At 60.3% G+C, this 13,915-nt stretch carries 15 protein-coding genes; 3 read left to right on the forward strand and 12 right to left on the reverse strand.

What is annotated here, in order from left to right:
* Nucleotides 1–15 precede the first annotated feature (15 nt).
* A complete protein-coding gene (gene serS, locus ACM66T_RS10580; protein WP_416768544.1) occupies nucleotides 16–1,260 on the forward strand; it encodes a serine--tRNA ligase in 1,245 nt (414 codons plus the stop codon).
* Nucleotides 1,261–1,288: 28 nt separating this feature from the next.
* Here serS and ACM66T_RS10585 read toward each other — a convergent pair whose 3' ends face one another.
* Genes ACM66T_RS10585 through ACM66T_RS10620 form a run of 8 tightly spaced genes read right to left on the reverse strand, consistent with a single transcriptional unit; the run spans nucleotide 1,289 to nucleotide 9,081 of the window.
* Entirely contained in the window at nucleotides 1,289–2,578 is a 1,290-nt protein-coding gene (locus ACM66T_RS10585; RefSeq protein ID WP_231018961.1) for an MATE family efflux transporter, read from the reverse strand.
* Nucleotides 2,579–2,638: 60 nt separating this feature from the next.
* On the reverse strand, nucleotides 2,639–3,385 hold the full coding sequence (pssA, locus tag ACM66T_RS10590) for a CDP-diacylglycerol--serine O-phosphatidyltransferase (RefSeq protein ID WP_231018962.1): 747 nt from the start codon (nucleotides 3,383–3,385) through the stop codon (nucleotides 2,639–2,641).
* A gap of 3 nt (nucleotides 3,386–3,388) precedes the next feature.
* The gene (locus tag ACM66T_RS10595; protein WP_231018963.1) at nucleotides 3,389–4,021 is read right to left on the reverse strand and encodes a hypothetical protein; all 633 of its coding nucleotides are present in this window, start codon (nucleotides 4,019–4,021) and stop codon (nucleotides 3,389–3,391) included.
* On the reverse strand, nucleotides 4,018–6,003 hold the full coding sequence (ftsH, locus tag ACM66T_RS10600; RefSeq protein ID WP_231018964.1) for an ATP-dependent zinc metalloprotease FtsH: 1,986 nt from the start codon (nucleotides 6,001–6,003) through the stop codon (nucleotides 4,018–4,020). The genes ACM66T_RS10595 and ftsH overlap by 4 nt, the downstream gene beginning before the upstream one ends.
* Before the next feature lie 7 nt (nucleotides 6,004–6,010).
* The gene (locus tag ACM66T_RS10605) at nucleotides 6,011–6,841 is read right to left on the reverse strand and encodes a 50S ribosomal protein L11 methyltransferase (protein WP_231018965.1); all 831 of its coding nucleotides are present in this window, start codon (nucleotides 6,839–6,841) and stop codon (nucleotides 6,011–6,013) included.
* Complete coding sequence (hisA, locus tag ACM66T_RS10610) at nucleotides 6,834–7,550, reverse strand: 1-(5-phosphoribosyl)-5-[(5-phosphoribosylamino)methylideneamino]imidazole-4-carboxamide isomerase (protein WP_231018966.1); 717 nt, start codon at nucleotides 7,548–7,550, stop codon at nucleotides 6,834–6,836. Before hisA ends, ACM66T_RS10605 begins: the two co-directional genes overlap by 8 nt.
* An 11-nt stretch (nucleotides 7,551–7,561) precedes the next feature.
* Nucleotides 7,562–8,173: an imidazole glycerol phosphate synthase subunit HisH gene (gene hisH / locus ACM66T_RS10615; RefSeq protein WP_231018967.1), complete on the reverse strand. Its 612-nt coding sequence runs from the start codon at nucleotides 8,171–8,173 to the stop codon at nucleotides 7,562–7,564.
* Nucleotides 8,170–9,081 (reverse strand): PDC sensor domain-containing protein, encoded by a 912-nt coding sequence (locus ACM66T_RS10620; protein WP_416768545.1) that lies wholly within the window; start codon nucleotides 9,079–9,081, stop codon nucleotides 8,170–8,172. The genes hisH and ACM66T_RS10620 overlap by 4 nt, the downstream gene beginning before the upstream one ends.
* A gap of 115 nt (nucleotides 9,082–9,196) precedes the next feature.
* On the opposite strand from ACM66T_RS10620, the gene waaC reads away from it, so the two are divergent.
* Entirely contained in the window at nucleotides 9,197–10,183 is a 987-nt protein-coding gene (waaC, locus tag ACM66T_RS10625) for a lipopolysaccharide heptosyltransferase I (RefSeq protein ID WP_416768546.1), read from the forward strand.
* Nucleotides 10,180–11,067, forward strand: a complete 888-nt coding sequence (locus ACM66T_RS10630) for a lipid A biosynthesis lauroyl acyltransferase (protein WP_416768547.1) — start codon at nucleotides 10,180–10,182, stop codon at nucleotides 11,065–11,067. The genes waaC and ACM66T_RS10630 overlap by 4 nt, the downstream gene beginning before the upstream one ends.
* 3 nt (nucleotides 11,068–11,070) lie before the next feature.
* Here the strand turns inward: ACM66T_RS10630 and lgt are convergent, their stop codons facing one another.
* The 4 genes from lgt to ACM66T_RS10650 are packed head-to-tail and all read right to left on the reverse strand — an operon-like array spanning nucleotide 11,071 to nucleotide 13,656.
* Nucleotides 11,071–11,898: a prolipoprotein diacylglyceryl transferase gene (lgt, locus tag ACM66T_RS10635; RefSeq protein WP_231018972.1), complete on the reverse strand. Its 828-nt coding sequence runs from the start codon at nucleotides 11,896–11,898 to the stop codon at nucleotides 11,071–11,073.
* Between the two features lie 44 nt (nucleotides 11,899–11,942).
* A complete protein-coding gene (gene rsmD, locus ACM66T_RS10640; RefSeq protein WP_231018973.1) occupies nucleotides 11,943–12,521 on the reverse strand; it encodes a 16S rRNA (guanine(966)-N(2))-methyltransferase RsmD in 579 nt (192 codons plus the stop codon).
* Nucleotides 12,518–13,240: an exonuclease domain-containing protein gene (locus tag ACM66T_RS10645; RefSeq protein WP_231018974.1), complete on the reverse strand. Its 723-nt coding sequence runs from the start codon at nucleotides 13,238–13,240 to the stop codon at nucleotides 12,518–12,520. Before ACM66T_RS10645 ends, rsmD begins: the two co-directional genes overlap by 4 nt.
* Nucleotides 13,240–13,656: a hypothetical protein gene (locus ACM66T_RS10650; RefSeq protein ID WP_231018975.1), complete on the reverse strand. Its 417-nt coding sequence runs from the start codon at nucleotides 13,654–13,656 to the stop codon at nucleotides 13,240–13,242. The genes ACM66T_RS10645 and ACM66T_RS10650 overlap by 1 nt, the downstream gene beginning before the upstream one ends.
* Nucleotides 13,657–13,915 lie beyond the last annotated feature (259 nt).

The raw sequence follows: 13,915 nt of genomic DNA on the forward strand, positions 1-13,915 counted from the left end.
CTACCAGGGACCCAGATGATCGACCTCAAACTGCTTCAGAAAGATTTCGAAAACGTCAGTGCCGCACTGATGCGCAAAAAGGTCAGCCCGGAGCTGATCGGCGAACTCAAAGCGCGCAACGAAGCTCTCAAAACGGCCAAAGCGGCGTTTGAAGAGGTGCAGGCGGCCCAGAACGAAATGAGCCGTCTTTTTCCGCAGTACAAGAAAGAGGGCAAGGATATCAGCGAACTGAAGGCGAAGCTCGATGCGAACAAAGCCCGTATCGGCGAGCTCCAGGAGGCGCAGCGCGACGCGGAGGCGGCCCTGGACGCGCTCGCAATGGGGATCCCGAACATGCCCGATGCCGACGTGCCCGACGGTGCGGATGAAGACGACAACGTCGAGATCGCCAGAGTCCTTGAACCGCGCGACTTCGCCTTCACGCCGAAAGAGCACTGGGAGCTGGCGGAAAGCAACGGCTGGATCGATTTCGAACGCGGCGTCAAGGTCGCCCACAGCCGTTTTGCCGTGATGAATGATATGGGCGCCCGCCTGGAACGCGCCCTCATCAACTTCATGCTCGACTTCAACCGCGAACGCGGCTTTACGGAGATGAGCGTGCCTGAACTCGTCAACAGCCGCGCGCTCGAAGGTACCGGCCAGCTGCCGAAGTTCGAAGAGGACCTTTATAAGACCGAGGAGGAGGATCTCTACCTCGTCCCGACGGCCGAGGTGCCGCTGACGAACCTCTACCAGGACGAGATCATCCCCGAAGAGGCGCTGCCGATCAAAATGACGGGGCACACCGCCTGTTTCCGCAAAGAGGCGGGCTCCGCCGGGCGCGACACCCGCGGCATCATCCGTCAGCACCAGTTTAGAAAGGTCGAACTCGTCTGTATCACCAAGGCCGACGACAGCGACCGTGTCTTCGACGAGATGGTGGCCTGCGCCTCCGACCTGCTCAAAGCCCTCGAACTCCCCCACCGCCTCGTCACCCTCTGCACCGGCGACCTCGGCTTCGGCGCGGCAAAGACGATCGACCTCGAGGTGTGGCTGCCGGGGCAGAGCACCTACCGCGAGATCAGTTCCGTCTCCAACACCCGCGACTTCCAGGCCCGCCGGGCAAAGATCCGCTACAAAGAGGGCAAGAAAAACCTCCTCGCCCACACGCTAAACGGCTCCTCCCTCGCCGTCGGCCGCACGATGGTCGCCATTATGGAGAACTTCCAAAACGAAGACGGCTCCATCGAGATCCCCCAGGTCCTGCACAAGTACCTCTGATCCTAGACGGTTTCCACAACGGGGACCGCTATACCAACTCCTCTCTTCTGCGTAAAAACATCCAGCTCTGAACCACACCCCGGAACAGGAAGAAAAGCATGAAATTGATCCAGAGCGCATAGGTGAAATCAGTCCCCTCCGTCAGGTAAAAAAGCCCGAGGAAAAGCGCCGTGGAGTAGAGGATGGCGTTGCGCAGCGCCCTTGATGCCGTCATCCCGATAAAGACCCCGTCCCAGATAAAGGCGGCGAAGCTCAGCAGTGGCACGGCGGCAACGTAGGGTATAAAGGGCAGCGTGGCCTCAATAATGGCACGCTGGTCCGTATATAGCTGCAGCAGCGCCTCGCCGAAAAGCCCGTAAAAGAGCATATAGAGCAGGCTGAAGCCGATCCCCCAGGCGAAAAGATATCGGATGACGCGGTGGAAATCTTCCCACTCCTTTGCCCCGTAATATCTGCCCACCAGGGACTCTGCCGCGTTGGCAAAGCCGTCCAGGCTGTAGGCGAACCAGACGACGAACTGCAGCAGAAGGATCATTACCGTCAGGGTCTGCTCGCTCTCTTTGGCCGCCTGGGAGTAAAAAAAGGCAAAGACGAAGGTCAGCGCCGTCGTTCGGATGAAGATATCCTTGTTGACATGCAGGAAACGCCCCAGTTCGCTGCGTTTGAGCAGTGCCGCCATGCCGTAGGGGTGCAGCCGTTCTCTGTATTTGAACAGAAATGCCACCGCGAGGAGCAGCCCGGCGTACTGGGCGATGAGCGTGCCGTACGCCGCCCCCTCTATCCCCCAGCCCAGTTCCATGACAAAGTAGTAGCTGAGCACGATATTGACAAGGTTGATACAGAGGGTGATCGCGAGCGGGATTACAGCATTCTGCATCCCGAAGTACCACCCCGTCAGCGCATAGAGCATCAACACCGCCGGCGCCGTCCAGATGCGCAGCTCGAAATAGCGCCGCGCCTCCTCGCTGTACCCCGCCCCGACGTTCATCAGCTCAAACGCCGTCACGGCCAGCGGCTCCCTAAAGAGCAGCAGCAGTCCCGCAAACAGCAGCGTCACGAGCAGCGCGCGGTAGAGCGTCAGGGAGATGCCCCGCGCATCGTGCGCTCCGAAGGCCTGCGCGGTCATGCCCGTCGTTCCCATGCGCAGGAAGTTGAGCGAACCGTAGAGGAAAACGAAGATCATGCTCACCAGCCCCAGTGCGGCCAGCTCGGCGCTCCCCTGGTGCCCCATCAGCATCGTATCGACCGCCGAGACCAGCGGCACGGAGATATTGCTGATAATGTTCGGGATCGCGAGGGAGAGTATCTTTTTGTTCATGGGCTCCGCAGTGTCGGTGGTATGACGGCACTATTGCAATATGGGTGCCAGGACACCCGGCTACTTTTTATGCCGGTGCCGGTATTTGCGCAGCAGGGTATAGCGCTGGTAGAAGAACCAGGTGGCGCGCAGCGGTCCGTAGAGGATGTAGATCGTAAACATCAGGGCGACGCCCTCGATGGGGAAAAGGAAGATCAGCGAAGCCGCCACCAACAGCGCCACCAGGACCCGCTTGACGTGCATCGCGTGCATATCGATCTTTTTGAAACTGGGGTAACGGATGTTGCTGACCATCAGCAGCGCCGTGACAAGGGCACCGGCCAGGATGATCCAGCCGTAGGCGGCATGCCCCCCGTATTTCGTGAACAGCAGCACGAGCACGGCCGAAAACGTCGCCGCGGTCGGAATAGGCACCCCGATGAAGACTGAGGGTTCCGTCTGGGCGGTCATCACGTTGAAACGGGCAAGACGTATCGCGCCGAAGATGACGAAAAGCGCGCTCACCAGCACCCCGAAACGCCCGTACTCGTGCCCGGCATAGAGGTAGATGAGCATCGCCGGTGCGGCACCGAAGGCGATGATATCGGCCAGGGAGTCGAACTCGGCGCCGAAGCGGCTGCAGGTGTTGGTCAGGCGGGCGACACGGCCGTCGAGTCCGTCGAAGATGAGCGAAAGGAGTATCATCCACGCGGCAAACCCGAACCGTCCCTGCGTGGCGGCTATCATGCTGTAGACACCGGCGAAGATACTTGCGGCGGTGAAGAGGTTCGGAAGCAGAAAAGCAAGTGAGCGCGACGGTGCGGCCATGAATTACCTCATATACCCCAGCAGGGTCTGGGTGGCGTAGACCTTCTCACCAGGGTTGACGGCGACCCGCGTCGAAGCCGGCAATGTGAGGCGTGTCACCCCATGGGTCAGTACACCGTAGCGTTCGCCCCGCATGCGGCGCTTCCCGGGAAGATTGGTGTCGATCAGGAGCGCAAAGGGGGTGAGCATCAGGATATGCGTCAGGGTGACGCTCCGACCCTCTTCGTCCTCAAACACGATCGCCCCCCGTTCATTGAGCGTTTCAAAAAGGGGAGAGCGGCGTGCCAGCCGGCTCCCCCGGGTCACCGTCTCGAAAGAGGGTACACCTTCCACAAAAGGGACGGTCAGCAGTGCCGCATCGAACCAGCCTGTTTCGATCTCGACCAAAACGCTGCCGTCGGGAAGGGTATCGATTGCCGTCACCCTTCCGTCGCAGGGCGCGGTCACGCTCCCTTTTTCAAAATAGGCCGCCGTCCGGGCGGGTTTGCGGTATTTCCACAGCAGATACCCCGCGGCGGCAATGAAGAACCACGACATGAGTTCCCAATCGAAAAACGCGCAAAGAAGGGCCGCAGCCGCGGCGATGCCTATTGGCTTCCATCCCTCTTTGACGATCAGGTCTCTCAGGGCGTTCATGACCGCTCCGTGCCGTCCTCAGGCATCGCAGAGGCCTGCGACATATCTTCGGAGACTTCACGGTCGGCTTTGGCCGCCGCCGTTTCGTCCAGCAGGGTTTCCATGCCGTTGGCCGTTTCGAACGCCTGGATAATCTCGCGCACCTCGGCCCCGGTAATGTTCTCGCGTTTGTACAGCAGGGAGACCATATCCTCGATCGCGCCGCGGTAGGTCTCCAGGCGCGCTTTGACGTCCGTATAGTGCTCTTCGAGCGTCTGCTTGATAAAGGCGTCCATATCCTGCGCCATTTTCTCGCTGTATTCGCGGGCCTGACTCATCCCGCCGCCGAGGAAGGTGCTGCGCTGGCGCTCGAGGACCATCAAGCCGGCGACGTCGCTCATGCCGTACATTTGGACCATGGCCTTGATGATATCGGTGGCACGTTCGAGGTCGTTGCTCGCCCCCGTCGAGATCTCGCCGATAAAGACCTCTTCGGCTGCACGGCCGCCCAGCAGGACATCAACCTCGGCGAACAGTTCGTGCTTCTGCGCCAGATACTTGTTCTCCTCGGGCGTATTGAGGGTATACCCCAGCGCTGCAAGGCCGCGCGGAACGATAGAGACCTTGGAGACCTTCTTCGCCCCCTTTGTCGTTTCAGCCAGCAGAGCGTGGCCGCTCTCGTGGTAAGCGACAATCCGCTTCTCTTTCTCGTCGATGCGGCGGCTCTTCTTCGCCAGGCCGGCGATGGCGCGCTCGACCGATTCGCGGATATCGCGCTGGTGGACGCTTTTCTGGCTCTTACGGCCCGCGAGCAGCGCCGCCTCGTTGATGATGTTGGCAAGGTCTGCCCCCGCCAGACCGGCGGTCAGGCGCGCGATCTCTTCGAGGTCGACATCCTCGTCGATCTTGATCCCTTTGACATGCACCTTCAGGATCGCGATACGCCCCTCGTAATCGGGTTTGTCGACAAGCACCTGGCGGTCGAAACGGCCCGGGCGCAGGAGCGCAGGGTCGAGAACCTCCGGGCGGTTCGTCGCGGCAAGGATGATAATCGGTGTGTCGGTGCTGAAACCGTCCATCTCGGCGAGCAGCTGGTTAAGGGTCTGCTCACGCTCGTCGTTGCCGCCCATCATACCGCCGGCGGCACGGCTCTTACCGATGGCGTCGATCTCGTCGATAAAGATGATGGAGGGGGCATCTTTCTTCGCCTGTTCGAAGAGGTCGCGGACCCGCGCGGCACCGACCCCGACGAACATCTCGATAAAGCTCGAGCCCGACACGGAGAAGAACGGCACGTCCGCTTCACCCGCAACAGCCTTGGCCAGAAGGGTCTTACCCGTCCCCGGGCTTCCGACCAGCAGGACCCCCTTCGGGATCTTGGCACCCAGTTCGACATAGCGCTCCGGGTAGCGGAGGAAGTCGACGATCTCGTGGACCTCTTCTTTGGCCTCTTCCGCCCCGGCGACGTCCTCAAACTTCGTTTTGGGCTTTTCGGAGTTCACAAGCTTCTTGGCGTTGCCCATGCCGAGAATGCCGCCGCCCATGTTTTTTTGCATGCGGCCCGCCATGAACATCCAGATGGCGATGATGATCAGGAACGGCAGCAGCCATCCGAACATCTCCGTAAACCAGTTGGATTCGGAGAAGCCGCTGTAGTCGATCTTCTCCTGATCCAACAGCGGTACGAGGGTATCGTCATTGGCGACTTTGCGCGCCGTATAGGTGATCTTCTGACCGTTCTGCTCACCCAAGGCGCGGATGTAGGACTGGCCTATCGCCACTTTGGAGATGCTCTTGCTCTTGATAAGATCCTTGAGCTCGGAGTAGCTGACCTCCTGCGTCTTGCTGACGCTCTGACCCATTACGCCGTTGCCGCCCTGCTCACCGATAAGGGCTTTGAAGATCAGAATGACGACGACCGAAAAGATCGCGAAGGTGATCAGGGGGTTCTGGTTAAAAAAGTTCTTGTTATTGTTCTCTTGATTGTTATCTTGTTGCGCCATAAAATAATTATCCTTTTGGTGTCACGACAAGGGTGACCCATTCCTCTTTTGCGATTCGCTCCGCGACATCCATATCCGCGTAAGCCTCCACAATTTTAGCTTCATATTTATCCAATATGCCTGAAAGAATCAGCCTGCCGCCCGGCCGCAACAGCTTTTTCAGCTCGTCGGCGATGAAGACGAGAACGTCCGCGACGATATTGGCGATGACGACGTCGTACGTCGCCGTCGCCTGGGCCGCCGACCCTTCCCAGATGTGGCGGAGGTCCACGTCGTTGAGTTCGCAGTTCTCCAGGGTGTTGCCGACCGAGACCGGGTCCGTGTCGCAGGCATCGACATTCGCGCCGAGCTTACAGGCGGCGATGGAGAGGATGCCGCTGCCGCAGCCGACATCGATGACGTCATCGCCTGGTTCGACGAAGCGTCCGACCGCTTCGAGACATGACGCCGTCGTGGGGTGGTGCCCCGTCCCGAAGGCCAGTGCCGGGTCGAGGACGATGTTGACCCGTTCAGGATGCGGATCGCTCCAGGTCGGGTGAACGTAAAAAGGTGCCACCTCGACGGGGGTGACGCTCTCCTGATAGGCACGCACCCAGTCCTCGGTCCGTTTCTTCTCCAGGGTCATCTCGACGTCGATGCTGCTCCCCAGTGCCTTCTGCAGCGCTTCGGCAAACTGTTCCAGGCCCCACTGCAGGGTAGAGAGGTCATCTTCGCTGCGGACGATAAAGCCCTCGTCGGTCTCTTCAAAGCCGACCGGGAGAGTATCGGCCAGGAAATCGGCAAAAAGCTCCCGGTGCGACGAAGGGTTGACGGTCAGTTCATAGTAGATCTCATCCATTCCCGTACACCTTCAGCACCTCTTCGAGGTCGATCGTCCCTTCATAGAAGGCCTTCCCGATGATCACTCCGGCGACCTCGTCGGTCACTGCCAGCGCCGCCAGGTCGCTGTCGTCGCGAACCCCGCCGCTGGCGATCGTCGGGATGCCGGAAGCGCGGGCTATATCGAGGGTGAAATCGACATTGACGCCGCTGAGCGTCCCGTCACGGCCGACATCGGTACAGATGATCGCCTCGACACCCGCGTCAGCGAAGGCCTTTGCCAGGTCCGTCGCTTTCATCTCGCTCACTTCGCCCCACCCCTCGACGGCGACGTAACCGTCAATGGAGTCGATGCCGACGACAACAGGGTATTTGGCCGCCATCGCTTTGACGAAATCCGGGTCCTTGACGGCGATGGAGCCGAGGATGACGCGGTCGATGCCCAGGTCAAGGTAGCGTTTGATCGTCGCTTCGTCGCGGATCCCGCCGCCCAGCTCCAGCTTGACGCTGCAGTTCTGGCGGATCTTCTCGATCTGTTCGAGGTTCTTCGGCTCTCCGGCGAAGGCGCCGTTAAGGTCGACGAGGTGGACCCATTCAGCCCCCAGCTCCTCGAAACGCTTGACAAGCTCCCAGGGCTGGGAGGAGTACACCTTCGCACTCTCCATAAGCCCCTTGGTGAGGCGGACCGCCTCACCGTCTTTCAGGTCAATTGCCGGTAATATCGTCATACGTTGCTTCCTCACAGGTTGATAAAATTTTTCAGGATCTGCAGCCCGTTCTTGTGGCTCTTCTCCGGGTGGGGCTGGATACCCATCACGTTGTCGTGGGCGACGGCGCTCGTAAAGCGGTAGCCATACTCCGTCTCCCCGATGATGTCCGCATCTTCGCCGGCCACGGCGTGGAAGGAGTGGACGAAATAGAGGTAGTGCGCCTCGTCAAGCCCTGCGAAAAGGGAATGTTCCCGAGTGAACATGCGGTTCCATCCCATGTGCGGCACCTTCAGCGGATGGTCGAACTTCGCCGTATCGAAGGCGATGACCTTCCCTTTGATCAGCCCCAGCCCCGGGTTCGGGCCGAACTCCTCGCTGCTCTCAAACAACAGCTGCATACCGAGGCAGATGCCGAGCATCGGTTTGCCGCTGCGCGCATAGGCTCTCAGCGCCTCGTCCATGCCCCGCTCGCGCAGGTGCTCCATCGCGTCTCCGTAAGCCCCGACACCGGGCAGGATCAGCCGGTCGTACCCGGCAAGTTTCTCCGGATCGCTTTCGACGGCCACGTCCTCTCCCAGCAGCGCGAAAGCATTTTTCACGCTGGCCAGGTTGCCCATGTTGTAGTCACAGATACCTATCATTCTTCAATCGCTCTTTTCGTAAATTTGATATAGAGGGCCAGTGCCACCAGCAGGATGGAGACCCCGCCGATGATATAGATGGCGTTGACCAGCATCGCCGGCTCGGTCATCGCGAACTTGAAGACAAGCATCAGGGCCTCGATGGAGAGGGCGATGATGATGGAGCCGAGGAAACGTACCATCGTTTTATGCGGGTCGGATGCCCCGCTGTCCTGCCTGTGCCGCCCCAGGACCTCCTCCTCGAAGAGGGTCTTGACAAGGTCAAAGATGGCCAGGGCCAGGGTCAGGAGAATCGTCGACTCGAAGACCTCTTTGATCTCGATATTGCGCACGTCCAGTCCGAAGTGCAGGAAGGTCGTCACCCCCTTGATGAAGAGCAGCAGCGCCACCATGGCCAGCATAAAGGTAAAGGCCGCGTAGCCGTAACGGAAAAGGCGTCCGTAAAAGGAGTGCAGCGCCATCGGGTGCGCGATCTGCAGTACCGCATCCAACGGCATGTCGAGGCAGGCGACATAGAGCAGTGTCCCGTTTTCGTCAAAGATCGGCTGCGAGGCCGTAATGGTAAGGTCCTGGGTGATCAGCGACGGGTACGGGTCGGTGATGGTACAGCGCTTCTCCCGCGCCGCCCGGTAGTAGTAGGCGCGGTCCGAACGGATGCGCCCGAAATCCTCGTCCGTCTGCTTATCCCCGGGCAGAAAGGTCGGGGTGACCTGCACGCCCTTCTGGTCCAGCAGGTAGATTCCCTCCGCATCCCGCAGATCGCCCATGATCTTCTGCATGCGCGCCATGATCGCTTCGGGGGTGATCGACGGCAGGCGGTTGGGCAGGTTCTTGGAGAAGAGGTAGCAAAAGTAGGCCCGCGCTTTCGTGCGGATCTCGGAAAAGTTCTGTATGTCGCGTGCGACCATGGCATTCCCGTCCTCAAATAGTAGTACGTGATTATACCGCACCCCTGATGGCAAAGCGCTAAAGGACGAAGGGGAGCACCCAAAAGGCTCAAGGGTTTGACGCTATAATAGCGCCATGAATCACCCGCGTATCGCCATCGTCCGTCTCAGCGCCCTGGGCGACATCATCAACAGCGCCGTCGTCTTGCAGTTCATCCGCAAACACCGCCCCGAGGCCCGCATCGACTGGATCACCGAGGCGCAGTTCGCCCCCATGCTGCAGGGACACCCGGCGCTAGACCGGGTCCACGGCATTCCCCTCAAACAGCTCAAACGCGAAAAGCGCTTCGGCCTGCTGCGCGACACGATCGTTCAGCTGCGCGCGCTGGGCCCCTACGACGTTATCATCGATATGCAGGGGCTGCTCAAATCGGCCCTCGTCGCCCGCCTGCTCGGCCCGAACGTCCACGGCTTCGATGCCGCTTCGGCCCGGGAGGGCGCCGCGGCGCTCTTTTACCGCACCAAAAGCCGCATCCCCTACGAGGCCAACATCATCCGCCGCAACTGCGACATCGTTGCGGAAGCCCTTGGCTTCGCCGTCAGCGATGCGGAGCTGCTCGCCAAGGCCCCGGCGCTGCCGGTCGGCCCCCGACCGGGCTTCCTGGAAGACGCCCCCTACATCGCCGTGGTCGTCGGGGCGTCCTGGCCTTCGAAATGCTACCCGCCGGCGCAGCTGACCGCCGTCTGCGACGCCCTGCCCCTGCAATGCATCCTCGTCTGGGGTTCCGAAGGGGAGCGCACAGACGCCGAGGCGATCGCGGCCAAAACACCCAACGCCCGTGTGGCACCGAAAATCGACCTGCCCGCGCTGCGCGACCTCATCGGCCACGCGGCGCTGACCATCGGCGGGGACACGGGTCCGACCCACCTTGCCTGGGCGCTGAACCGCCCCTCCGTCGTCCTCTACGGCCCGACGACCCCGCGGATGATGTTCGAGACCCCTCTGAACGTCGCGGTCGAATCGGACTCGGAGGTCGATATCCTCCGTATCGACAAGACCGACATGAGCATCGGGGCGATCCCCCCCGCATCGGTAATCCAGAAAGCGAAAGAGCTGCTATGATCCTCTACTATTTTTTCCGCGCCGTCGAGTTTTGCCTGATGCTCCTGCCCTACGCCCTGCGTAAAGCGTTCTTTACCGGCCTCGCTTCCCTCGCCTACGCGGTCGACCGCCAGCACCGCGCCGTCATCCGCCGCAACCTCGAAATCGCTTTCGGGAAGAACGTCGGAGAAGCCGAAGAGAAGACGATCGCGCGCTACTGTTACCGTAACCTGCTGCTGAATTTCCTGCAGGTCCTCGAGAACCAGCGCATGACCCCGCAGCGGCAGGCGGAGCTGGTCACCTTTGCCAACCGCGACATCGTCGACCGCGCCCGTGAAGCGGGACGCCCCGTCATCTTCGTCTCCGGGCATTTCGGCAACTGGGAGCTCGGAGCGACGGCCATCGCCTCGCAGATCATGCCCACCGTCAGCATCCACAAGCAGCTCAACAACCCCTACTTCGACCGCTACCTGCTCGCATCGCGTTCGCGCCTGCAGATGCACATGGCCGAAAAACACGGCGCCGTCAAGCACCTGACCCGGGCGCTGAAAAAAGGCGAAGCGGTCTCGCTGATGATCGACCAGAACATCCGGCCGCGGGAGAGCATCTTCGTCGACTTTTTCGGCACCCGGGTGACCCAGACCTCCGCGCCCGCCTTCCTGGCGCGCAAATACAACGCGGCGGTGATCCCCGTCTTTATCCATACCGAGGACGAGAAGCACTTTACGGTCCGTTTCGAAGAGGAGGTTCCCGTACCGCATACGGAGAACGCCGAAGAGGATATCCGCGTCGCGACGCAGCGCCAGTCCGATGTGATGGAACGGATTATCCGGGAGGAGCCGAAGTTCTGGTTCTGGTGCCACCGCCGCTGGAAAGGCGGGAGCAAGGGGATCTACGAAGCGTAGTTCTTAGCGGGCACTCCGCTTTTTCCCGACGGCATAGAAGAGCGGCCAGAGCAGGACGGCCGCCGCCATCATCAGAGAACTCAGCAGCTGCCCCATCGTCATCCAGCCACAGCAGATAAAGCCCAGTTGCGGGTCCGGGGCGCGCCAGAACTCCGCCGCGAAACGCATCGCACCGTAGGCAAAGCCGTAAAGCAGGATCAGCTCCCCGCGGAAGCGGCGGTGTTTGCGGTAGAGCCAGATGACGGCAAAAACGACGATGCCCTCCAGTACCGCCTCATAAAGCTGCGACGGGTGGCGCAGCGCCCCGTGGACATAGATCCCCCAGGGCACCTCGGTCACACGGCCGACAAGTTCCTGGTTGAGGAAGTTGCCGATGCGCCCGAAGACGTACCCCATAGGAACGGCGACGGCGACGATGTCCATCAGCAGGCCGAAATGGATGTGGTGGCGTTTGCTGAAGAGAGCCGAAGCGATGAAGAAGCCGATGACCGCCCCGTGATAGCTCATCCCCCGGATGCCGACGAACTCGCCGTTTTTAAACGGGTTGAAGATCTGCCACGGGTGCATCAGGTAGTAGGCCGTGTCGGGATCGTAGAAGAGGATGTACCCCAGCCGTGCCCCGAGGATGACGCCGATCTCGACCCAGATGAAATAGGCGTCCAGCGTCAGCGTGTCGACGGGGACCCCGTCCCGGCGCACGTACCATTTTGCCCCGTAGAGTGCGGCGACCAGGGCCAGGACGTACATCAACCCGTACCAGTGCACCGGCAGGCCGAAAAGCGAAAAGGCGACGGGATTGAAATGTTCGTAGATGTGGTTCCAGTACTCCATGGCGGCTCTTTTATTGGATTGGACGCAAGTATAGCCAACTATATTTACAGATAGTAACTCAGCGAAGTCTTACCGAACTTCTTGCGCTTTTGCAGACTGTAGGAGCCGATCGCGTCGGGCAGCTCGAGCCCGCTCATATGCTCTATGGTGATCAGCTTGACCGATTCGCGGGGCAGCTTCGCGATCAGGCCGAGCATTTTGTCGTAGATATCCTCGTGCCCTTCCCGAATGGAGAAGGGGGGATCGATAAAGAAATAGGCGGGCGCGCTAAGCTGCTTGAGACGTGCCATCGTCTGAGCGATCGTCTCGAAGGTATCGCCGGCGATCACCTCGCAGGCCGCGGGATCGGTCTGGGCGATGTTGCTTCGCAGCACCTTCAGGGCGTCGCGGTCGCGCTCCATGAAAATGATGCGTTTCGCCCCCCGGCTCAGCGCCTCAAGGCCGATGGAACCGCTGCCGGAAAAGAGCTCGACGAGGACACTGTCCATGATCTCGAACTGCAGGGTGTTGAAATAGGACTCCAGCACGATCCCCTTGGAACTGCGCGTCGTCGTTTTGGAAGGCAGCTTCAGCAGCTTGCCCTTGTACTTGCCTCCCACGATCTTCTTTGTCAGCGGTTTCATCCTCGCACCTCGTTCATGTAATATTCAATGCTGTAGCGCAGATCCTCGTCCAGGTCCGGGAGGCTGCGGAGCATCCACTCCAGGTAGCCGGGGTCCCGGCGGGCGACATCTTCGATGAATTTGCCGCCGTATTTGCCGAAGGTGAGCTTGTGCACCAGCGCCTGCTCCGTCGTCAGCGCCATCAGCCGCTCGTTGTCCGCCATCGCTTCCAGGTAGCGGTGCAGCAGCAGCGTGTGCAGGGCGTCGCTGAGCGCATGGTGGGCGTTCAGGGGAATACCCAGTTCGTCGGCAAGGGCCTGCTCTTCGCGGTAGAGCCGCAGTTCGTAGCGCAGGTACTGCAGGGAGAAGTGCTCGATCTCGCCGCCGAGCAGATGCTTGACGCATTTGAGCGTATCGATCATCCCCCCCTGCCAGGTCACCCCCTCCCTGGAGAGCATCTCGAGGTCGAACGCGAGATTGTGACCGACAAGGATCGTCTCGGGCGTGTTAAGGGCTTCGAGCCGTTTCGCCGCGCCGGTCGCATCGAACTCAGGGGCCTCCGCGAGCATCTCGTTGGTCAGGTGATGGACCGCCATCGCCGCCGGCGGCACCTTTTTCGGGGGCCGGACCAGGTCATAGAGCGTCTCGTACCTGCCCTCATCTTCGAGGATTATCCCCACCGAACAGATGCGGTCTTTTTTTTCGACACCGGTCGTCTCGACGTCAAGATAACAGAGCATCAAAACCGTTGCAGGAGCGTATGGTAGTGTTCAAGGGTCCGGAAACTCTTCTCAAAGCGCCAGCGCAGCACAAAGGCGACGACGGCGTCACGCTGGGAAGATTCGAGCTTTTCGGCGCGCCCGAAATAGGCCAGCGAACTGTTCTTGTTCCTGACTTTCGCCTCGCGGTCGTAGGTGATGGCGATGATCTGGACATACTTGCCTTCGTGCGGCGTGCCCAGCGTATCTTCGGCAAGGGAGATCCCGGCGAGGTTCATCGCCTTGAATTCAAAAAGATCCGCGAATTCGGGCACCTTTTCATCGACGCCGAGGGCGTGGTAGAGGGATTCGAGCGCAGCCATGTTCTCCTTGCGTGCGACTTCGTAGCTTGAAATCTTTGCCGTAAGGTTTTTCAGACGATCCAGTGCCGTTGACACGTCTGCGCTCCTTTCCATATCATACGCTCCGGGAGCAAAAGCCCCCGTACCTACGCTAACGCTTTGTTCCGCCCCGGCATTTCCTTCGTTCATCCTCGGCGGAGGGCCCGCACCCCAAGGGTACTTCCTCCGGGCGCGCACCGTCGCGCTTTTAGAACGTCACCTTCGCGAGCGATAACATTAAGATGCTCGACACACAAGCCATCTACTGCATTATCATAGCAGTTTAACCAACCGTGCTTTATAATCAGCAAAAACT

The organism is Sulfurimonas sp. ST-25 (genome assembly GCF_048079205.1).
GTDB classification, from domain to species: domain Bacteria; phylum Campylobacterota; class Campylobacteria; order Campylobacterales; family Sulfurimonadaceae; genus Thiomicrolovo; species Thiomicrolovo sulfuroxydans.